This window comes from Pseudoalteromonas piscicida, assembly GCF_002744175.1.
In the GTDB taxonomy this organism is placed as follows: Bacteria; Pseudomonadota; Gammaproteobacteria; order Enterobacterales; family Alteromonadaceae; genus Pseudoalteromonas; species Pseudoalteromonas piscicida_B.
In genome coordinates this window covers 1-22,217 of sequence record NZ_NKHF01000067.1, presented here as the reverse complement: position 1 = coordinate 22,217, position 22,217 = coordinate 1, and the positions used below count along the sequence as shown (strand labels likewise).

21 protein-coding genes are annotated in these 22,217 nt (G+C 42.9%); 11 read left to right on the top strand and 10 right to left on the bottom strand.

Features of this window, described 5'->3' with window-relative positions; genetic code table 11:
* The first annotated feature begins 106 nt into the window (after positions 1-106).
* Positions 107-1,171: an endonuclease/exonuclease/phosphatase family protein gene (locus tag CEX98_RS14730; RefSeq protein ID WP_099642808.1), complete on the top strand. Its 1,065-nt coding sequence runs from the start codon at positions 107-109 to the stop codon at positions 1,169-1,171.
* 121 nt (positions 1,172-1,292) lie between these two features.
* Here the strand turns inward: CEX98_RS14730 and CEX98_RS14725 are convergent, their stop codons facing one another.
* The 4 genes from CEX98_RS14725 to CEX98_RS14715 form a co-directional block, all read right to left on the bottom strand.
* On the bottom strand, positions 1,293-3,158 hold the full coding sequence (locus CEX98_RS14725; protein ID WP_099642807.1) for a DUF885 domain-containing protein: 1,866 nt from the start codon (positions 3,156-3,158) through the stop codon (positions 1,293-1,295).
* A 363-nt stretch (positions 3,159-3,521) separates the two neighbouring features.
* Entirely contained in the window at positions 3,522-4,208 is a 687-nt protein-coding gene (locus CEX98_RS14720; protein WP_099642806.1) for a transposase, read from the bottom strand.
* Positions 4,209-4,595: 387 nt separating this feature from the next.
* Complete coding sequence (locus CEX98_RS22900) at positions 4,596-4,769, bottom strand: hypothetical protein (RefSeq protein WP_172439780.1); 174 nt, start codon at positions 4,767-4,769, stop codon at positions 4,596-4,598.
* 162 nt (positions 4,770-4,931) lie between these two features.
* Positions 4,932-5,396, bottom strand: coding sequence for a CreA family protein (locus CEX98_RS14715; protein ID WP_099642805.1), 465 nt, complete (start codon positions 5,394-5,396; stop codon positions 4,932-4,934).
* A gap of 327 nt (positions 5,397-5,723) precedes the next feature.
* Here CEX98_RS14715 and CEX98_RS14710 point away from each other — a divergent pair, with 327 nt between their 5' ends.
* Both CEX98_RS14710 and CEX98_RS14705 read left to right on the top strand, forming a co-directional pair.
* A complete protein-coding gene (locus tag CEX98_RS14710; RefSeq protein WP_099642804.1) occupies positions 5,724-8,171 on the top strand; it encodes a TonB-dependent receptor in 2,448 nt (815 codons plus the stop codon).
* 54 nt (positions 8,172-8,225) lie between these two features.
* Complete coding sequence (locus CEX98_RS14705) at positions 8,226-9,710, top strand: tetratricopeptide repeat-containing sulfotransferase family protein (protein ID WP_099642803.1); 1,485 nt, start codon at positions 8,226-8,228, stop codon at positions 9,708-9,710.
* A gap of 224 nt (positions 9,711-9,934) precedes the next feature.
* On the opposite strand, the gene CEX98_RS14700 is transcribed toward CEX98_RS14705, so the two are convergent.
* Complete coding sequence (locus CEX98_RS14700; protein WP_099642802.1) at positions 9,935-10,516, bottom strand: YqaA family protein; 582 nt, start codon at positions 10,514-10,516, stop codon at positions 9,935-9,937.
* Between the two features lie 144 nt (positions 10,517-10,660).
* Between CEX98_RS14700 and CEX98_RS14695 the strand changes: the two genes are divergently transcribed.
* On the top strand, positions 10,661-11,245 hold the full coding sequence (locus CEX98_RS14695) for an ACP phosphodiesterase (protein WP_099642801.1): 585 nt from the start codon (positions 10,661-10,663) through the stop codon (positions 11,243-11,245).
* 405 nt (positions 11,246-11,650) lie between these two features.
* Positions 11,651-13,879, top strand: a complete 2,229-nt coding sequence (locus tag CEX98_RS14690; protein WP_242441718.1) for a tetratricopeptide repeat protein — start codon at positions 11,651-11,653, stop codon at positions 13,877-13,879.
* Here CEX98_RS14690 and CEX98_RS14685 read toward each other — a convergent pair.
* Both CEX98_RS14685 and CEX98_RS14680 read right to left on the bottom strand, forming a co-directional pair.
* Positions 13,833-15,278, bottom strand: a complete 1,446-nt coding sequence (locus tag CEX98_RS14685; protein WP_099642799.1) for a serine hydrolase domain-containing protein — start codon at positions 15,276-15,278, stop codon at positions 13,833-13,835. The two genes, CEX98_RS14690 and CEX98_RS14685, sit on opposite strands and share 47 nt — an antisense overlap.
* Positions 15,279-15,380: 102 nt before the next feature.
* Complete coding sequence (locus CEX98_RS14680; protein ID WP_099642798.1) at positions 15,381-15,764, bottom strand: rhodanese-like domain-containing protein; 384 nt, start codon at positions 15,762-15,764, stop codon at positions 15,381-15,383.
* 170 nt (positions 15,765-15,934) lie between these two features.
* On the opposite strand from CEX98_RS14680, the gene CEX98_RS14675 reads away from it, so the two are divergent.
* On the top strand, positions 15,935-16,792 hold the full coding sequence (locus CEX98_RS14675; RefSeq protein WP_099642797.1) for a LysR family transcriptional regulator: 858 nt from the start codon (positions 15,935-15,937) through the stop codon (positions 16,790-16,792).
* On the opposite strand, the gene CEX98_RS14670 is transcribed toward CEX98_RS14675, so the two are convergent.
* Positions 16,786-17,172 (bottom strand): MmcQ/YjbR family DNA-binding protein, encoded by a 387-nt coding sequence (locus CEX98_RS14670; RefSeq protein ID WP_099642796.1) that lies wholly within the window; start codon positions 17,170-17,172, stop codon positions 16,786-16,788. The two genes, CEX98_RS14675 and CEX98_RS14670, sit on opposite strands and share 7 nt — an antisense overlap.
* A gap of 79 nt (positions 17,173-17,251) precedes the next feature.
* Positions 17,252-18,313, bottom strand: a complete 1,062-nt coding sequence (locus CEX98_RS14665) for a hypothetical protein (protein ID WP_099642795.1) — start codon at positions 18,311-18,313, stop codon at positions 17,252-17,254.
* Positions 18,314-18,794: 481 nt separating this feature from the next.
* Between CEX98_RS14665 and CEX98_RS14650 the strand changes: the two genes are divergently transcribed.
* The 4 genes from CEX98_RS14650 (at position 18,795) to CEX98_RS14635 (ending at position 21,144) form a co-directional block, all read left to right on the top strand.
* On the top strand, positions 18,795-19,112 hold the full coding sequence (locus CEX98_RS14650) for a hypothetical protein (protein WP_099642794.1): 318 nt from the start codon (positions 18,795-18,797) through the stop codon (positions 19,110-19,112).
* 32 nt (positions 19,113-19,144) lie between these two features.
* Positions 19,145-19,885 (top strand): helix-turn-helix transcriptional regulator, encoded by a 741-nt coding sequence (locus CEX98_RS14645; RefSeq protein ID WP_099642793.1) that lies wholly within the window; start codon positions 19,145-19,147, stop codon positions 19,883-19,885.
* Positions 19,886-19,996: 111 nt separating this feature from the next.
* Positions 19,997-20,551, top strand: a complete 555-nt coding sequence (locus CEX98_RS14640; protein ID WP_099642792.1) for a hypothetical protein — start codon at positions 19,997-19,999, stop codon at positions 20,549-20,551.
* Positions 20,552-20,856: 305 nt separating this feature from the next.
* Complete coding sequence (locus tag CEX98_RS14635) at positions 20,857-21,144, top strand: hypothetical protein (protein ID WP_099642791.1); 288 nt, start codon at positions 20,857-20,859, stop codon at positions 21,142-21,144.
* 75 nt (positions 21,145-21,219) lie between these two features.
* On the opposite strand, the gene CEX98_RS14630 is transcribed toward CEX98_RS14635, so the two are convergent.
* Positions 21,220-21,822, bottom strand: coding sequence for a PLAT/LH2 domain-containing protein (locus CEX98_RS14630; RefSeq protein WP_099642790.1), 603 nt, complete (start codon positions 21,820-21,822; stop codon positions 21,220-21,222).
* A gap of 214 nt (positions 21,823-22,036) precedes the next feature.
* On the opposite strand from CEX98_RS14630, the gene CEX98_RS23110 reads away from it, so the two are divergent.
* On the top strand, positions 22,037-22,217 hold a 181-nt coding region (locus tag CEX98_RS23110), incomplete at its 3' end, for a hypothetical protein (protein WP_206780896.1).

Genomic DNA, 22,217 nt, shown 5'->3' with positions numbered 1-22,217 from the left:
GAACCCGTATCGAAGTTGAGCATAATATCAACTTCGATACTATTCACAGCGATTTCAGCTAACATGAAATATACTGACTAACTTTATATACTTTATAGGGATTTTCATGAATTGGGCTATTGTTGCGCTGTGCGGGTTTGTCCTACTGGCTACCTTGTTACCTCTTGTTAAGCACCCACACTGGAGTGTCAGAGCGATGGAGTTTCCAAGGTTACAGTTAGCATCAATAGCGGCAAGTTTGCTTCTACTTATCCTCTGGTATATGGAGATTAATGGCTTAACCGTCATCTTGCTTCTAAGCATAACCTGTTGTTTGTGTTTCCAGTTATGGTGGATTTTGCCTTACACTCCCTTGTGGCCTGTTGAGATCAAACCAGCAACAACAACCCCCCATACCATCAGTTTACTCACTGCCAATGTACTGCAAGGCAATCGTCAATTTGCACTGCTGCTAGAGCAAGTCAGAACTCTACAGCCCGACATTCTGGTCACACTTGAAAGCGATGATATATGGCAACAACAACTAGACTCTCTAGTAGATATACTGCCGTATAGTGTAAAGTGTCCGCAGTCAAATTTGTATGGCATGCACGTCTATTCTCGCTACCCACTAGATGATGCATCCTGTGAGTATATTGTTGAGGAAGGCGTCCCCTCAATACACGCAAAACTCACTCTCGCACCGAACATGGTTATTCAAACTCACTTTTTGCATCCGGCCCCTCCTAGCCCGACCGAAAACAAAACAGCCATAGAGCGTGATGCTGAATTAGTGGTGGTCGCCAAACGGGTCGCAAAACAGTCATTACCAACCATAGTCACGGGGGATTTAAACGACGTGGCATGGTCCCCAACCACTCGGTTATTCAGGAAAATAAGCGGACTATTGGACCCTCGAGTTGGACGAGGCATGTTTAATACTTTTCATGCCGATTACCCATTTGCCAGATGGCCTTTGGATCACTTGTTTTCTAGCCATCACTTCACCGTGGTTGATATTAAGCGGCTAGCGAATATAGGCTCAGATCACTTTGCACTCTTCGCGAAACTGGCGTTCGAACCTGTGCAAAATGAGCGCAAATCAGGTCTTGATTTAAAACAAAAAGATCTTAGTCGCAGTGAAGAAATACTGGAACATGCAGAGGAAAAACCAAACTGTAAATTAACCTAAACTCAGGGTAAGAATCTTGTCGGGGATCATGCTTGCATGTCTAGTACAAGCCAAGACATACAAACGCGGTAGGTGGTAAAACTGGTGGCCAAAAAGGCCACCTTTATTCGCACCGAAGGGATCACTTAAGCGAGTGGATCCAAGTATTAATATCTTCTTCCACTAGCACCATTGGTCTTGCGCCTTTTAGCAAGATCACATCATGGAAAGCCTTGATATCAAACTTATTACCCAACTCCTGTTTCGCATGCTCTCTTAGTTCAACGAGTTTAAGCATACCTAATTTGTAACCTAGCGCTTGCCCAGGCCACGCGATGTAACGGTCAATAGCAGAGACAACATCACTCATCGCAGTCCCGGTAGCATCTGCAAAGTATTTTATCGCTTGATCTCTCGTCCATTTTTTATAATGAAGGCCTGTATCGACAACCAATCGAGCCGCACGGTACGCTTCCGCCTGCAAACGCCCTAAATCACCAAAAGGATCATCTTTATACATGCCCATCTCATATGCTAATAGTTCTGAGTACAATGCCCACCCTTCTACATACCCGTTAAATGAAGCATTTTGTCGCATTAAGCCGATTTCAGTTTGCAGCATATTAAGTGCAATCTGGAAGTGGTGTCCTGGCACCGCCTCATGGTAAGTCAGGGTTTTCATGCCAAAACTAGGCACTGCTTTCATGTCCTTCAGATTAATAGAAAATACCCCAGGACGGCTACCATCAAGAGAAGGTCCATTGTAGTATCCACCAGGTGCTCCTGCTTCAACAGCTTTTGGAATACGCTTCACCTCAACAGGCTGTGGTGGAATAGTTGAGAAATACTCTGGCGCCTTTTGCAAAATCGTCCCTATCTCTGCGCGCAGAAAAGATAGCAACGCTTCGCGCCCTTCATCCGAATCAGCATACAAGAAGCGAGACTCCTCATTTAGCTGCTTCATGCGATCACCAACCGAGCCTTCAGCGTAGCCATTTTGCTTAAGGATTTCGTCCATTCGCTTGGAAATACGCTCAACTTCAGCCAATCCAACTTGGTGAATTTGCTCCGCGCTCATATCAGAGTCTGCAAGATAAGTGATCTCGTGTTGATAGAAAGCTTCACCGTTAGGCTGTGCCCAAATACCAACATGTTCGGGAGCTTTACGCTCTAAATCATGCATAATCGCAGACACATTTTTAAATTCAGGGTACAGCTTCTGCTCGACGATAGTTGTTGCTTGTGCAACATAATCCGCAATCGACTTTTCATCCATGCCTTCGATGTCTGCCAGCTTATCTTTAAATGAAGAAACCAGTGGATGTTCAGCTCCACTTGGTGCAGTAAAATTATCTAAATAACCAAGTGTATTTGGAAAAAGTACTTTAGGTAAAATCACCCCTTTTTTCGCATCGGCTTTGACCTTACTCGCTACTTGCTTGGTCACCTCAACAAAAGCTGCCAACCTTGCCAAGTAGTCTTTAGCGTCTTGCTCGCTTTCAACCGCATGCTGATCTTTGAGTACATTAGGAATATCAAGCAACGGGCCTGATAGCTGATTCACCACGTACGGAAGATGTCCACCCCATGTATCAATATAGCCAGCAGAGAAGCCTTTATCACCAGCATAGTAGCGTGCAATCACTTCATTCACTTTAAGGTGTAACAAGTCATCTGGCTGTGTGGTGGTAGACTGTAACTGTTTTAGCTTGTCCGCAGCCGCATTCATATCAACCTGCAGCGCTTGCATACCAACTAAAGAGTAGTCAGGAAGACGGCTTGAATAATTTCCGTATTCACTGGTAGGTAATTTAAGAGAAGTGGCTAGGGCTGGCTGATGGTTAATAAATTGCTTGGTATATTGGTCAACGACTTTATTTATCTCGGTACGGGTCGTTGTCGACTGACCTGCTTGAACAACGGAAGAAGTTTCTGTTACCGGTTTATCTTGCGCACACCCACTCAGTCCAAGCACCACAGAAAGTGCCACCATGCTTATTTTATTCATTATTACGCCACTCCGTTATAATTATTGTCATAGAAATAGGGTCAGTTTAATATCAATTTGCTTAACTAATTGATCTATTGTCAGGCGAGAAACTCTGCCGATAACACCAGAATGCTCTGGCTAGATAAGGAAATAACTTAATGTAATTTAAAAGCAATTAGTTAGCTTTTTCCTTATCCAAGCCTCAGGTTAGATAGTAAACTGATATAAACTGTGTGGTCGCTTTCTCTAGGAAATCAATATACCGCTTTGGATAATTACGGCTATGATAGAGCGCGAACACCATGATTGTTGTGCCTATACACTTAACATATTTACGTCATGGTTACAGCTATTAAAGGCAAAACAGCATCAGATAGCTTTTCAGCTCTCTAGCAACATGACTTCCGGCTTTTTAACAGTCTCAGTCATGGTATCTGAAATTAATCGGCGTACTCGTCCAGATGATTTATCGAATAAAAAGCAAGGGTGTGCTTTTTGCTCTAGCTGCAAGCTAATCGTGATGCTTAAACTTTTTGGTAACGCTTGTGCAAGCGCATCTTTTGAAGCTTCCGTGTACAAGACTGTTTCGGAGGTAAACTGATAAAACTGCTGAAATGTGAGGCCGCAATGTTCTCCACGCTGTAAGTCATGTCTAAATTCATATTGATAAAGCTTGCTACCGCAGCCTGGGCCAAAATAGTTAGTCGTCAACGCAGTAAAATTATAGTCTCGTAACAGCGGTAAAAAGCAGGTAAGACTCCCTCGTTTAGGTGTGGGGTGCCAGATTTGCGCGCATACTCTAAAAAACGGTTGTTTATTCTGGTACAAAACGTATAAATCGTCGTTATCTACCAGCCCCCTAGCAAGATGTTTATAGTTCCCACTGCCGGCGACTTGTGCTGCTAAAAATTGTTTATTTTGCCCTAGCCTATACAGCATTTCGGCAAGTAGCCGCAACGTATTATCGTCTAGGCAATCAGGTCCGGTGTATAAGCTCGTGACACAATTAATGAAATCATCAAAGCTAATTGCACCATGGCTATAAAAGTTATCAAATTGGTATGCCATATCTCTTCCTTGTTAACCTGGGTTCTGGTTTATTAGTCTCTATTTTTTATCAGGTAGACACTTGCAAGGCTCCTGTTGCAAACTACTCTACCTTTACTCAATCCTCTATTAAAACTAATCCAGACTGACGATATAGCAACAAAATAATTACAAATTTAATGAAAGGTCATTGATCACTATTAGTGAGATTGGAGTGATTATCGGAATTAGAGCTTTTGCATTAGTCAATGCAGCGTCTAAACGTGAGTAGGAGTAATAAAAGTGACACAAAAAACATGCGTTAATCAGCAAAGGAGTACCTTAACGCACACGAACCAATATACGCCTTAGCGTGGGCTTGCTTTACCTTTGAGCTAACTTATCAAGCAAAATAACAATAGGGGCGACTTACTTTTGTTTAAGTCGAGACAAAACTTCATCTTGCTCAAATGCTTCTACTTGTTCGGTTTGTGTTGATACGCCATGGGCATCCGTTGTGAGTGTTAAGATAACAAACAACAAAGTCATGGCAGCAAATATCATATTGACGGTTTTACCCAAAAAGCGTGTTTTTAACATCACGACCTCTCCTCGGCTCTCTTCTCTATAAGCTTAGTCGAAATCGTGAATAAAAAGGTTTAATAGTAATTGAATTAATTCTCTAATCAATTTTAAGAATTAAATACCGTATCACCTTCGCTAAAAATCCTTTTAAAACAGCTAAATAACCTGAGCTTCGGATAATTACTTAGTCACATTTTCTTGATACGCTTGGGTGCCCCAAAGTGGCACGGTCGATAAACTATGCTTAAAACTGCCTGAGGTTTCCTTTGTGGTATACGCCAAGTACATCAAAGTCTGGTTTTTTGCATCAAAGATCCTTCTCACTTTCATTGATTTAAAAAATACGCTTTTTGACTTTTTAAACACCACTTCACCAGAATCACTTTTATCAATATTGGCAAGCATCGCGGGCGTTATTTCACTGGTTTGGCGACAAGAAATTGAACTGTCACTGGGGTCTGAGAAGCTCAGGTCGTCTTCTACACTCGCCACATGACAAGTTACTCCCGTGACAACAGGGTCAACCATTGAGTCTAATTTTATATCTTTGAGCGTAAATAAACCGAGTGACACATCTCCAACTTCACTGTCAGAGCACCCCATTAATGTACAAGATGCCAACAATGCAAACATCAGCTTTTTCATTGTTTTTCCTTAAGATTATCGATGTATAAAAGAAGGTTATAGCGCTAATACTCTAAGCTATTTAAAAAATTTCGCAAATCAAACTATCACTCACATAAATAAACACCCACAAAAACAAAATAATTATTCACTTTATGAGAATAAACATGTTAGCATGCGCGGAAATTTCATGATGGTAAAGCGCAGAAATATATGACTTAGCCTACCATCTGCTGTATGAAATTCTCTCTAAGTCTCGTATCAAGATGCACTCCAGTGCATAGATACCCAACTATCAAGATTGAAATTTCGTCACGTATAAACTTGTTAATTAAGGTCCCATATTTCATGAGTAAGCGCCACCCAAGCTTAGTCGCACTCGCTGTGAGCTCGAGCTTTTTTTCTATTAATCCAGTACAAGCCGAAACCAACATCGCTCAAGAAAAATCAATTGAGCGTATTCAAGTGACGGCTACGCGACGCGCAGGGACGGTTCAAGAAGCACCGTTAAACATTACAGCGGTCGACAGTGACGTGATGCGTGAGCAAAATATTGGTGACCTAGAAGATGTGGCTCGATGGGTGCCTGGCCTCACAATCACGGAACAAGGCGGCCGTGAAGGCTCGCCTATTATTGTACGAGGACTGAATACCAATTCATCAGAGCGAGCGTCTGACTCAGGCACAGTGGCAACTTACTTAGGTGAAATCCCAATTAATGTTGACCTGCGTTTAACCGATATTGAGCGCGTTGAAGTGTTAATTGGTCCACAAGGGACACTCTATGGTGCTGGCACCTTAGGTGGAGCAATCAGAACAATGCTTAAAGCACCGGTCCTTGATATTGTTGAGGGCAAACTAAGTGGTGATTTATTCAGTATTAACGAAAGTGATAGCCAAGGTCATGAACTCGGTGCAGTGTTTAACCTACCTCTTATCATTGATGAGCTTGCAGTTCGCGCAAGTGTAAATCGCTACCATAACCCAGGCTTTATGGATTATGGTTATGTGGTGAAACAGCCTGGCGTTTCAACTCCAGATCCAAAATGGAACAACACGGATGAGATTGAAGCAAATATTGCTGCCGTTAAAGATGCCAACGATGAAACCATCACAACCACTCGTGTTTCTTTGCGTTGGTTGGTCAATGACAATATCGACACCACACTAAATTACTTCCATCAAAAGCAAGATAATGGTGCCAACTCCATTTCACAATATCAAAGCCTTGCAGCAAGCCACCCGCTCGTGGATAACATCAAGCCATATGAGTCGGCCTATCGAGTTGTGGAACCGAACGAGCAAGAAGATGATTTACTCAGTCTTGAAATCAATGCTGACTTAGGGTTTGCAGACTTAGTTTCTGCCTCTGGGTGGTCAAGTAAAGCGCAACAAGGGCAACGTGACCAAACCGATTTACTATATGATATTTGGCCTGGCTATGCTGACTTTCCAAGCTTTACTGCGCTGACAAAAGATACCACAGATCAAGATACCTTCACTCAGGAGATCCGCTTAGTCTCTAAAGGCGATGAGGCGTTCAACTGGATAGCTGGGGTCTATTACAGCAAGCAAGAAATCAGCTCTGACGACAGAGAGTACACGCCGGGCCTAACCGAGTTTTGGGGCGACGAAATAGACAATATCGAGCAAGACTTAGAGTACCTTGCGCTGGCTAACTCCACCAGCAAAGAGTCAGCCTTGTTTGGTGAACTGGGTTATGCGTTTTCTGAAGACTTTAACATCACTGTTGGCGCTCGCTTTTACCGCTATGACATTGAAACCGAGTCGGCTGCCGAAACGCCGCTATTCTCAGGAGGCTTACCAAGCCTAGACAAGGTTAAGTACGAACAAGTCGAGGCGAAAGACAATGGTAGCTTGTTTAAGTTTAATGCCAATTACACCCTAGAAAATGGCGTGCTCACTTATTTCACCGTCAGCGAGGGCTTTAGATTAGGTGGAGGTAATGGCATCAAGTCTTGCCCTGAAACCTTGCCAGATCAGCAGATAATTTGTGCATTGCCACATGAACTAAGTTATAAGCCAGATACCACCACCAACTATGAGCTAGGCGTCAAATCTACTTGGTTTAACAACAAGTTACACTTTAACGCAGCGCTATTCAGTGTGGATTGGGAAGATGCACAGATCTCGTCGGTTACCGTCAATGGCCAAGAGATCATTACTTCAAACGCAGGATCTGCTAACTCTAGCGGTATTGAGTTGTCAACACGTGCCATTTTAAACGATCAATGGACACTATATGCCACCTATTCGTATGCTAAAGCTGAACTCACGGCTGATGCACCAGCGTTATTTGCAGTATTCAAAGAAGGCGATTATAGCGCTGAAGAAATCGCACTTTACCAGCCCTATTATGATGGTCAAGATGGCGACCGTTTGCCAGGTGCTCCCAAACAACAGTTCTCATTTGGCTTAAGCTATGAGCAAACCGTCTTTGACGACAAAATGCTGAACGTCAACTACGGGATCACGGCACAAAGTGATGTATACACCAAAGTAGGGTTAAAGGCGGATGGCGAGGTGTTACCTGGATTTGCTTTGTCTAACCTCAGTGCAAAACTATCTAGCGATCAGTGGGCTGTGACTGTATATGTAGATAATTTGTTTGATAAGTTTGCGTTCACATCGGTAAGACGTGATAAATCTTGGGCAGGAGAAGCTAAGTTTGCTGCGCTGAATAAAGCACTTCCTGAACAACAGCGTGTATACGGACACTATGTAACTACACCGCGCACATTAGGTATCAAGCTAGACTATCAGTTTGAGTTATAATCAGAAAAACTCTGAGATAGAGAGTGAAGTTAATTTCACTCTCCTGATTTTGCTATGACACCAAACCATCAAATCCAACAATATATTCAACAGCGTCAGTTTCAGCTGGCGCATCAAGCTTTGCTCACTCGTATTCAGCAAGACTCCAGTGATCATCAGGCTTATGCATTACTAGCTGAGTTGAATACGGTGCTTGGGAACCTTACTAAAGCACTCAAAATCTACGATAAATGCATTAACTTATCAGCATTGCCTCGATATTACTTGAGCGCTGCAAAGCTGGCCCTCTTCACTCACGATCCGCTGGTGGCGCAGCGTTATATTACCAAGCTTATTGGAACGAAGCAGTTATCAGCAATAGAGCACGACACCTTAGCCAATATTTTGCTCCGGCTAAATCAATATACGGATGCAGGCAGGCACTTTCAATTGGCTTATCAGTTGTCGCCACATATACCAGCGCTGGCGCTCAATTATGCCATGCATTTAAAGATGTCTGGTCACATTGACAACGCCAAAACCTTGCTTGAGGTGTTAGTTAAACGCACTCCAAACGATGCTCAGTGTCAACTAGCCTACTCTGAGCTTTCCCCCAAACACCAAGCAACCGCTCGTATTGCTGAGCTAAACACAGCAATTACACAACAGGCAGCCCCGGCAGAACTGCAACGCTTGCACCATGCTGTTGCACTAGAATATGAAAAGCAAGCGCAATATAGTGAAGCTTGGCAGCACTTTACAGCCAGTAAACAGGCTATTTCCAGCTTGGTATCCTATATTCCAGAGCAAACCACGGCATATTTTCAAACACTCACTGCACTGTTGAACCAGCCAATTGCGTTTGCACAGTGCCATCACATCGCCCCTGTATTCGTGATTGGAATGCCACGCTCTGGCACCAGTTTAATGGAGCAATTGCTAGCGACCTTGTCATTGCAACCGCTTGGGGAAACCAGCATAGTGCCGCAATCATTAAAGTTTTCACACGACTATCAGAGCAATACCCACAACATAACGCGGGCCTATGAAAGCGCCAAAGTTACCCAGCAGTATGCTCAGTTCGTCACACAAGCCTTTACTGCAACGAAACGTTTTGTAGACAAACAACCATTTCATTTTTTATTTGTGGATTTGCTGGCAAAGGCCTTTCCTAATGCCAAATTCGTCGTTATGAAACGTGACCGTACAGACACCTGCATAGCGAACTATCGTCAACTCTATCAGACCAATAGTCCATTTCATGGCTACGCATTTCGCTTTGCTGATATTCAACATATGTATGATGAGAGCTATGCCTTTTTACACTGTGCACAGCACAAACACCCAGCTCAAATCAAAATTGTCAGTTATGAATCACTCGTCAATCACCCCTGCGAGGTAATGACAGCGCTTTGCCAATTTCTTGATATTGTGTGGCAGGAAGATGCATTGCAGTTTTACAAAAAGGACTATTACTCAGCAACGGCTAGTAAGTTGCAGATTAGACAACCGCTCAACAATCAAAGTATTGGCAGGTTTAAAGGGAAATATCCAATATAAGCACCACGGTAATGTATAATACCAATTGAATTAATTCTCTAATCAATTTGAAGGATGAAATAGCATATTAGCGTGCTTAAAAATTTCGCATTTAGAACAACTGAATAGCTAAATTTTTTCCGAGCTACTAACGCTATTTCTGTGCTTCAATTAGCGCATTTACTTAATACATTTGGTATAAGGTAACCCACTCACTTTATAAAAAAGTGGAAGTAAATCAGGCGCTAACCTTTAGTGATCCACCAGCCTACCAGAACGATGGCGGTTGTCAGCGCAATGGCTTTTACCTTGTGTTTTTTAATCAGTTTTTCGGCTTTATCACCAGCGAAGTAAACCACCGCAGCCAACCCAAAGTAACGCAGTGCCCGTGCAATACAAGTTGCGATTAAGAATTGCACCAGTGAAAATTGCGTGGCCCCTGCCGCCAACATAGCTATTTGAAATGGAATAGGAGCAATGCCTAAAGTCAGTACAAACCAAAACCCCTGGTTTTGCATCTGCTCTTTCACTTGCTCAAACTGAGCTTGGCTTGAAACCAGTTCAATAACAGAATCGCCTACCATATCAAATAAGTAGTATCCGAGCGCGTAGCCAAACAACGCCCCCACTACACACCCAAGTGTCGCCATCAACGCAATGAGCCAAAGCTTTTCTCTCCTTGCCTGCATTAACGGCACCATAACGGCCTCCAGAGGAATAGGCACGATAGTAGACTCTAAAAACGATGCAAAGGTGATCCCTTTGAGCATATTTTTTGACTCTACTAAACGTTTGGTTTTCTGCTTTAGCTCTGCCGTGATAGCCATAACCCACTCCTGTTTGCTCTGTCTGATAGTCCTGCCAGTATAACCGCACTCAGGTGGCTCCCTCCTGAATTGACTGTATCTAAACTTGTTCATACTCACGTATAGGGTAAAATATGGCCAGTTTATTTGATTGACGAACATGACATGAATTACCTGGCCCACCTATATTTTGCTCAGCCCAACGCTGCATCACATTTTGGCAATTTGCTGGGTGACTTTCAAAATGGTGTGAACATAGCCGCGTTACCTAAGCCGGTTCAGCAAGGGCTGAAAACGCATTTACAGGTTGATAAGTTCACAGATAGCCATGCAATTGTAAAAGAGTCCAAGTTGCTTTTTTCACCCCAACGTCGTCGCTTTGCTGGGATCGCCCTTGACGTTTTATACGACCACTTTTTGATTAAACATTGGGATCAATACCACACAACCCCACTTGATGATTTCAAACAGCACAGCTTTGTTTTACTACAAAGCAAGTTGGGTGTCATGCCAATGAGTATGCAACAAGTGGTGTCAGCGCTGACACGAGATGACTGGTTTGCCACCTACGAATCGGTATCTGGGGTTGGCCTTGCGTTGGATAATATAGCCAACCGCATACGCTTTAAAAACCAATTTTCGGGCAGTGGATCTGACATTATTAAGCATTATCAAACCTTAGAAGCTGGCTTTAACACCTTCTTCCCTATGCTGATCACACATATGCAGAAGATACAGTTTGAATCCTAATGACTGGGGCAGTTGATCTTTTAAGTGTGTTTTTAACAGCTTTATTGGTGTTTAACCTGAATCTTAAAAGCCTAATATCACCCTAGGCAGCAGTTGTTTCTTATCCCAATTCGCTTAATTCAGTGAGCTATTTTGGGACGAGAAAATCTTGTCAATAACAAGGCTAATTTGTGCGTCAATAGCTAGCCTATTGCAAGTAAATTTAACGCGGTAGCAAGAGATAACAGCTGTTAAACTTTTACTTGGATTACTAAGCGATAAGCCGAATGTTGCGCTCAATATCTGCTCAAGGGAACAAAACTCTAACAGTAAAGTCAGCAAGCTCTAGAGTAAATACACTCTATCTTTATTCCATACTCTTCAACTATACTGCGAACAATAAAAGCCATTTTGGAGCAGCGGTAAGTGCAAAATAAAATTAGAATGCTGATAGTAAAACAATTATTTTCGCTCCTACTTCTGCTCACACCACTTACAAGCCAGTCCAGTGCTTTGCTCCCCACACTCGATACCGTAAGACAATTGTTAACTGATAATCCATCAGCAGCACTAGAAGAAATAGAAACTCTACTCAACAAACAGGCAGATCCAATCTATCTATCCAGTGCGTGGTTTAGTCTCAGCTTGATGAAGATAGAAGCCCATGCTTTGCTCGGTCATTACGATAGCGCCTATGAGGCTATCGAAACACTTAATCAAATTATTGATGACATTAAAGACCCCGATGCACAAGGTAAACTATTACTAAGTCATGCTACGGTTTTACTTGCTCAAAATCGCGCAGAGGAAGCTCAAGAAAAACTCGAGCGAGCGCTTGCATTAACCGACCCGTTACAAGATGAGCGTGTGAACGCTGATATCCATGACCGCTTAGCGCATATTTATCGCTTCAAGGCTGACTACTCGACTGCGCTAATGCATGCCAAACAGGCCATTGAGATCGCTCAGCGTTTAGATGACACACCTCGCCTTGCCAGCTTTTATAACCAGCTCGGCATCATATACGATTATATGGGACAAATTGAGCAAGCCATTAGCTTTCATGAGCAATCGCTGATGTTACAGCGCCAACGTGATAACCAACAAGGAATTTCAAACTCACTGTATAATATTGGTGAGCTATATCGTGATTTAGAGGCGTTCCCACTTGCGCTGTCTCACTTTAAACAAGCATTACAGGTTGACCAACAACTCGGAAACCCTCGCCACATTGCCAATAGTTACGGCAAAATCGGACAAGTGTTATGCCAACAAGGTCAATACGAGGAGGCTCAGTCGTTTATACTTAAAGGACTCACATTAACGAAAAAAATGCAGGCTGATAGCGATACAGCGTGGCAACTGAGTAACCTTGTTAATGTGCAGTTGGCGCTAAAAGACATTGACCAAGCATTTGAAAGTGCCAATGAAGCGCTTGCATTGGCGATAAATTCAGGGGCGCACCGAACCGAGCGCTCGGTTAGGCTTGCGTTGGCCAATGTTTATTTGGCCCAAGGAAAAGCCGATGAAGCAAAGTCGCAATTAGAGCTACTGTTAACTCAGCCTCAGCTGGGCACACAAATGCAAAGTGACATCCATAAACAACTTGCTGCTATCTATCAACAAGCAGGTCTGTTTGAAGCAGCATTAACTCAGCTTAAGCTATACCAACAAGCGCAAAGTGAACTTAAAAAAGTCAGTGATAAAAATAGAGCCTATAAAATGGCGCTCAATATTGAAATTGTAAGAAAAGAGCAAGCATTAAGCCTGTTGCAAAAAGAGCAATCATTACAACAGGCAAACTTAGAAAACTTAAAGCTGCAACGCGGCCTTGCCGTTTCCATAGTATTGCTATTGTTGGCAGGACTGGCCATATACCTTCTTCGCCAACGCCAAAAGCACAAATTAGAAGCATTAGAACAGCATATGACTGAGCGTGCTCTTGAACAAAAGAATCAATTACTCGCCGATATTTCACATGAATTGCGCACGCCCCTCACAGGTTTAAAGTTAACTATCGAGGCTATGCAATGTAATATAGAGCCCGATCTCGATACCGCCTATAAGAAAGTAAACAGCAAAATAGATCAGCTTGATACCTTGATCTCTGATATTTATCAGTCCGCTCAGTTTGACAACAATATTATGTCACTTACACTCAGGCCACTTGATATTAACGCCCTTACCCGTGATTGCTGTACCGAATTAACGCCTATTTTTACGCAAAAACAGCAAACACTAAAGTGCCAGCTGTCTACACAAGCTTTACCGATTGAAGGTGATCCACAGCGCCTTAAACAAGTACTGCTCAACTTACTGCGAAACAGTCACTTTTACACCGACTCAGGTGGGTGTTGCGCCGTCCAAACAAGTGTCTGTGGGCCTTTTGTTGTGATCAAAATTGAGGACTCAAGCCCGGGGGTAAAAACCGCTGAACTCGAGCAAATTTTTGAGCGGCTGTACCGCTGTGAAGTATCGAGAAGCCGAGATCATGGGGGATCTGGGTTAGGGCTGGCAATTAGTAAACATATTGTTGAAGCCCATCACGGCGAAATCAGTGCCAGTCATAGCCCGCTGGGCGGGCTACTGGTTGAAGTGAGACTGCCGCTTAAATCCGCTCAAAACGATACAATCCACGCCAGATCACCGCTGTAACCTGTGCCTTGTCATTCGTTTCAATGGTTACATCTGCACCGTCTTCTAACCCAATCAAGGTATCTTCATCTACGGCAACAAAGTCCATCAAGTTATCTCTGCTCATATCTAAAATTGCGAATTGCGTGCCGTCTCGGGTCACTTTCATTTTGTACTGATGATCTTGGTCATAGGCATAAGTACCCTCCAATAGCTTCGCCTTTGTATCAGTGAGCGCAATCGCCTTTATTTTTTTAGCCTGCAGAAAATCCCAGTCATAATATTCGCTAATCGCTATTCGTAACTCCCCAAATACAGAGCTTGCAGAATCCCCGTTTGACATCAATACCATGCCATCTCCCCTGTCAACATAAGCCTCAAAACGGTTACTGAAACCTTTGTTTTTGCCACCATGAGTAAAAACAAGTCCCTGCTTGTGTTGTTCAAGTTCAGGGCCTAACCCCCATACATCGTGATGCACTTCAAGCATTTGCTTTGCTATTTCAGGTGTGATTGGTCCAACGGTTTTACCAGCATACGCTTGTTGCACGGCCAAAATGTATTTGGCGAGGTCCAATGGAGTAGTCCAAAGACCCGCCGCCGCTTGCTCTGGATAAACGTGCCAATCACCTACAATTTGTTCGCCTTTTTCATCAAACGCTGCGCTTGCTTTAGGCCATAGCGCTTTTGGTAGCGGTTGTGCATAGGTGCTATTGTGCATTTCTAATGGGGTTAAAATTGCCTGTTGAGCATATGCTTCAAATGGCATCTTAGTAACATCTTCTACCAGTAACTCCATAACAGTATAACCACCACCTGAATATCGCCAAGCCTTGCCTGGTAGAGTATCAACCGTAACTAAGTCGGTATTGCCCTTTCCCTTTAATACCTCAACATCCGTTGGGATTTTACTTCCGCGAACATAACCTGGAAAACCATGTTGAGTTACGCCAGAGGTGTGCGTCATTAGCTGCCTCAAAGTAACCGGGTTTACTTTGGTAAATTCATTTATTGGTACTTTCCATGAAGTCAGGTACTGATTGATGTCTGTGTCTAAGTCGACTTTACCATCTTGCGCCAGCTTCAATACTGCCAGTGCAGCTATTGGCTTGCTGATCGATCCTGCTTGAAATAAGGTTTCAGTAGTGACTTTGCGACTTTGTTTTTTATCGGCAATGCCAAAGCCCTCCGCCCATACCACCTTACCGTCTTTGATAACTGCAACACTTAAGCCTGGCAAGTGTGTCTCTTTAAGACGCGTTAGTAATTCAACTGGTTGGTATTTTTCACCAGCTAATTGAACTCTGGGTAGAATATTTTGTGTCACTTGTTGAATATGATCTTGAGTTGAGTCAGCAGCAAATGATGACAGGCTAAATAAAGCACTACCAAATATGGCGCAGTGGGCTAGTTTCGACATGATATTTTCCTTGTTATTATCGTTATTCACTCACGTTACACAGAAAAATGTACCGAGAGCAAATAACAGTATAATCATGAGACGAAGAAAAATGCACCTAAATCAATTTTGTGCCTGAGATACTCTACGATTAACGGGGTAACGTTCAAAGTCTTCCCAGTAATGAATACCACCTACCATTTCTTTTACCTGATACCCCATTTGAGCAAGCTTATATGCAGCTTTTGTCGCGCCATTGCACCCAGGGCCCCAGCAATACACAACAATAGGCATTGCTTTACTATATTGAGCCATAGTGAGCTCACTTATTTGTAAAGTAGGAATATTCACCGCTCCTAAGGCATGGCTTTTGGCATAGGCTTCATTTGACCTTACATCAATCAACACGAAATCCTGTTGTCCAGTTAGCATTGACTGATACACGTCAGCGCAATCCGTTTCACAAGCCAGTTTCATTGCAAAATACTGGGATACTTCAATTTTCATTATATGACTCCAAGTTAGACCATTAACTTTCACTGAGAGCCGTTACGTTACGTGCTTACACAAATTTAATGAATTCATAGTTTTTGAAGGCAATGTTCAGCATTTCAGAATAGGCAATTAACGCAAGCTCACGTAAACTGGTGATATTGACTATTTGATGGGGCTTAGCGATGGAATTTTACCACTTACGGTCGTTTGTTGCTGTTGCAGCAGCGCAAAACCTAACAGCAGCAGCGAAACGACTATATACTACGCCACCTGCTATCAGTGCCCACATCAAATCTCTCGAGGAAGAACTCAATACGGTCTTGTTTTATCGCTCAAGTAAAGGGATGCAGCTCACCGACCAAGGCAAGCTCCTGTTAGAAAAAGCCAAATTAACGCTAGCCAGCGCCAGTGATCTGGTGAATACCGCAACAACAGCCAACACTCAATTAATTGGCGAGTTTAAACTTGGGTTAAACCACCCATTAGACAGTTCAGCACTTCTTAATACGCTAATTAAAAACTTAAACCAGCACTTCACAAGCCTTACCTTTTCCATTGAGTTACTCTCAAGTGGTGCCGTGCTGGAAAAGCTCAGAGATGGTCAGCTCGATGGTGGAGTTATTTATGGTGATGTGCCAGAACATATTAGCGCTGTCACCTTAGGAGAAGTTGCAGTTACTACCGCCTATCCAGCATCTTGGCCTGAACCTACGCAGCAAAACGCGTTAGCCCAAATGACTTGGATACGCATGGGCAAAAACTGCCCTTTTGATACACAACTTAGCCAACGGTTAAGTGCAGTAAACACGGTAAATATTAACGCCGCAGACGAACGCTCTCGTTTGGCACTCGTTAGAGCTGGGCTTGGCGCGAGCTTTATTGAGCGCAGTGCCGTGGCTGAGCCACAGGCTGGCGTTGCACTTTCGACATTGCTGGATTTTTCACTTCCAGTACATTTTGTCGTCGCTAATCAAGCGCTCACTAACCCAAATATTAGTGCTGTACACCAAGCTATTCGAGCCACTAAGCCGCGCTATTGATGTTGTGCCAGTATAATACTCTGTTGCTTTTTAGGCATTTTTTCGACCACCAGACGAAATGAGTTATCCATCATCCGTTCAAGCTCTCCAGTTGGAATGGAACCATCGAGCACTACCGTATTCCAGAGTTTTTTATTCATATGGTAACCCGGTAATACCGCACTAAAAATATCGCGTAGCGCTTGCGCTTCGTCAGGGTCGCATTTTAGATTTACGCGCCAATGGGGATGTGCTTCATCTTCTTTACCCATTTTACCAAGTGCCAACGTCGCGAACATTTTGTCCTTTACCTTATATACATCAACGCCTTCACCAAAAGGCTGACTTACGCTGGTATAGGGTTTTGCAAGTAAGTAGTCATGTACTTGTTGATGGTTCATTTTATTTTTCTGCCCTGAGATTAATCGCTGCCGCTTAGTAGTAAATCATAATACTAAGCGGCGTAGTAGCATTTATTAATCACCCTGAGGTGGATAAGGAATGAGCTAACTCATTGTTTTTAAGAACAGGTTGCTCTGGTTGTGGTGCCTGTCCTTGCCAACTCCAACTTGGAAATAGCTCGCCATTTACGACAGCATTATTACCGGAAAACAGCGAATGTGGTCTTTCTTGCGTAACCCAATTTGTCGCAGAGGAGTGTTCCAACTCAAAAACCACGTTACCAAAGAAGCTGTAAGGCCCTGACAAAGTAGAGTTTCTATAAGCAGCAAACAAGGTTTGGCCGCCCATCATTAGTTCACCAACGCTACTTTGCTGGTCGATTTCGGCTGCGCCTTTACTCCAGATCATCAGTCGGTTTATATGCGATTGGCCGTCTGCTAAAAAGTAACCGTTTCCAGCAACTTGCACTGCGTCGAACTGATTTCCTTGCGTACTTCTAGCGTTCGCGGTGTCAAACACATATGCCGTCATCGCCTGATTAGCGGATACAAATTCAGCAAAAGCACCCCCAGCTATTTTTACTTTAGCTTGATTAAGATTACTTAAGTAAAGATTACTATTATCTGTCACGATATAGTGGTATTCAGGCTCAGTGCCTTGCACTTGAGTTGTGACATTATCCAATCTTGCCATTCCCTGCGCCGTCACCGTTACGCTACTTTGCTGAGCGGTGCTAACAAGCCCTAAGTTATTGAGCTTAACCGAACCAGACTCCACTAATATGGTCGGCTGCACGCCGCTTAGCGCCGCAGAGACAACATCTTGAGTATTATCAGACCCAGAAATAGTGATACCACGTCGCGCGATCTTAATTGGGCCCTGACATTGTCCTTGAATAGCAAAGGTAATTTCATCGACAGGCCACCTTACTTGCTCAATTGCACGTTTTAGTAAGCTGGGGTTAGTATGACAGTTGATAGTAAAAGTGTACGACCCAGTGGTACTTTGCGGTGCGACTTGCTTTGCCAAGAAACGTAGCCTTTTGATATCGCTGTCAATTATATCCTTTGCAAATGCATGTGAAGCACAGATAGCGGATGCAACCAAACTGGTTACAAGTATGCTTGTACTTAATTTCATTTCCTTATCCTTTACACAGTTGATTCTGCTAATTGCAGTACCCTAAATCCTAATACAGATCCTTCGTTTTGCCAGGGCCTGTTGATCTTTGCTGTTTGACTTTTGTTCTCCTGAGTGTGTTTTGGTCGCGACGCTCGACTTGCCGCCTAGTAATCTAGGCAAAAGTTGAGCAACAATGAACAAAGCGCACTCAGGTGAACCCAAAGGGCAGTGCTTGATTGGTATTTCTACTGTGTTGCCCCACAAGGATGTGGGGTAAGGTGACTTTGCAGGAGCACAAAGTCTTTATCGCCTGACTTACATAGAACAACTATGCTACGCAGACTCTGCCTTGTATAAATACCAATCAAGCTGCTGCAAAAACAAACTTGAAAGATAAACAGGCCCTCGATAAAAAATACACTGTATATATATACACTACTGACACTCCCTGACACAACATCGTGGTTTACTCTTTTTGAACTCAAAAAGGAGAAAGACCATGCAACAAAATGTCGTAGAGATTGTAAAATTTAAATTGGCTCTTGGTGCTACAGAGAGTGACATTATGGGTGTAAACCCTGCTTTTACCGAGTGGGTTGAACAGCAACCTGGGTTACTATATCGTTCGTTGACTAAAGACAGTCAGACTGGCGAGTATTTAGATATTATTTATTGGCAATCGATGGAGCATGCAAAAGCGGTTTCGGCGCAATTCCCAAAAACCGAGGTGTGCCAAAGATTAACGCAATATATAGACAGCGAGAGTGTCACCATTAGTCACAGTAATGTACTCTCTCAAACGCCATGCAGTGGTTAATTAATCTGAGATTTGAATAACAAGGAAAACTCGTGCATAAATCAGAACGTCTCTTTCAGTTAGTGGATCTGCTCAAGGGTCGACGATTAGCGGTTACTGCTAAATCATTGGCCGATCACTTTACGGTTTCAGAGCGGACGATTTATCGCGATATTCAGGACTTACAAAGTTCTGGCGTGCCAATTGAGGGGGAAGCTGGTGTCGGCTATATTATTGGTGACTACCCACTACCCCCTATGATGTTTAGCTATGATGAACTCACCGCATTGTTGCTTGGCAGTAAAATGGTTGGAGCATGGACGGATCCCGAACTAAGCGCACATGCAAAAGCGGCCATTGCCAAAATAGAGGCCGTGTTACCCGCTCACCTCAAACAACAGCATGACCACTCCCCTTATCTGGTTTCAAGTTTTAAACACGGACCACAACAACAATCTTTTAGCGCTACACTTAGGCTCGCCATCGCGGCTAAGCAGTGTGTACAACTTGAATATCAAGATGTTGCAAAGCGACAAACCCAACGAATTATCGAGCCACTCGGATTGGTTTATTGGGGTGGAAAATGGACACTGGTCGCATTTTGCCAGCTCCGCAGTGATTACCGTGAATTTCGCTTGGACCGCATCACCGCGATACATAAAAGTGAACTGACCTTTACCGTAAGCCCAGATAAAAACCTCAACCACTATGTTGAACTAGTTAAAGCCAAATACGCCGCAGAAATAGCACAGGATCAATGCCAAGCGTCTGATAAAAGTGGTAACTCATCCTAAGCTCATTGTCCGATTCATATTTTGTTACTAATACTTGCGCATCTAGAATCAACCTTTTCAAACTGCACCACGACTAAATTTGTAAATCAGACTTATTCTCTCGAGGTGCTTATGAAAACCACAAAATCAATACTTATTATTTCGGTAACACTGGCTTTGAGTGCCTGCGTTGGCTACTCCAATGCAAATCCAACTGAGCCACAAACCCAAGGCGGCTATCAGCTTATCGCTTACCAAGACTGTAACCCAATAATCAAACACACCATGGACTCCGAACAGGTTGCCGCATACAAAGCACTCAAAGCAGCAGAGCTTGATATGTCAGCTTCAGAGCTTCCAATGAAAGATATTGAAGACAAGCTCGCACTGCTAAGCAAAGAAATGGAAGTCATTAGTAAAAAGGCCATTCAAGAAGACGACGATCGACTTGTGATCAACAAAGCGCTACTGGCTAAGCAAGAAGACAAAGCCAAACAGATTGAAGCAGTAATTGAAAGTCACGCCGCCAATTTCGATGCCATTGACGACTATGCCGAAAAAATCAAAGCCGCTGCAAATCGTTTTGATAAGGCTTTAAACCCCATAATCGGTGACTTAAAGGAGGTTAATATTAATATCATCGAACCCGGTGAAACCCCGAATGTCCATTGCCTCGCTTCTAGCTAGATAAGCTCAGCTGACTGGAGGAAAATATTCCTCCAACAGTATTTGCTCAGCGCAGCTCTTACCATTTAGAAAAGTTGGTATAGGCTTTTACTGACAGGCGGTTTTGAGCAAACATGGTGACTTCATTGAATGCTTATATGTATTCGTTCATATATAAAGTATGTTATATTTTTTCATGCTAGCCTCAGCTGTTTAGTTATTTAACAAATTAATTATGGCTCCGCTTTGTATCAAGCAACCCCACAAAAAGAGAAGGCTAGCACGATGTGGGAGTCATTATATTTATATATTTCGGAAGGTCGGCAGTGAATGATATTGAAAGGAATAAGTTAATCAAAACTAGCTGGGAATTGCATAGCCTAGTAGAAAATAGCTACCTCGGCAACCCCGCTACCAAAGGCGATGAAGAATGGCTAGAAAAACAGCGTATTCTATTAGCTGACATGGCCATTCATTTATTACAAACGGCTATTAAGCCAGGTAACATAGAGCTTGATAAATTAAAAAATAACCTGCACTCAATTCTAACTATCACAGATCAGTTTTTACCCCACACAGGGCTTAAAGAAGCAACAGAGAAACTTTACGAGTAAATATATAAAACAGAAACGATGACACCCACTATTATTTGTATTGAGATTATAGATGGGTGTCAGGTCTATATTTCTTTAGTTGACAGGTCTTGTTGAACTCAGGCCCACAGACTTGGAAATCCATCGATTAAACCTAGCAGTACCCACATCGCCAGTACAGGTGTCTTCTATTTCAATACGATCCAAATGCCAACCTGCTTTGCTACCAGAGCCATCGCTTTTGATGCTCACGGATGCATCAACGATAGAGCCCCTGTTAAGTAGATGAAGGTAAAAGTCGTCGATAGAGCCTTGCTCAAAGTCGTTTCTTGAGGTGTTGTCCAGGCGGGTCCATTGAGAGCTCGACGCTCCCCAGTTGACCTTCATATGGATACGAGAACCCGTACCTGCACGGTAGATATTCGACGTATATACAGTAACAATATACTCAGTAGTCAGGCCCTGACAAAATGATGCTCTTGCCCACTGGTCCGCAGGTTCACCATTACCAAACTCCAAAATATACTCCTGAATATAGGCTTCTTCATCCTGATACTCATACTGCTTCATATTTTTCTCAAAATTTGACACACTCTGCGCAAGTTTTGGCAGCGAAACTTTGTCTGCCAATTCATTTGCAAAAGTTACAGGCGATAAGGCTAAACCAACAATCAACAGAGGCTTCAACACATGCTTCATTTTTTAATTTCCTTTTTTGTTTAATTCTTAATATCAACTTCACTTAACACTTGTTCCACTTTAGGAGAACACCAAGCACTAGCTGCGCTAAATACTCTAATTTAAAATCACTAAATCGTTAATTTTCACCTTTCGATATGGATTTAGTTGGCAATAGCAAGACGTGGCAGCGGTGTTATCAACAGTATTTTCATGCTTTGAAATAGAACACTAATTGAGAAAGTTGATATCAGATGTGTACCCACAAATACAGGTACAAAAAAACAATAACAAAAAACCATACAACCATCAACATGATATTTACAATAATCTCAGCAAAAATAGAATACAACTAAAAATCAAAACCTTAACCAAAACACATAAAGAAACAAATATGCTACATCCAATCAAATTAA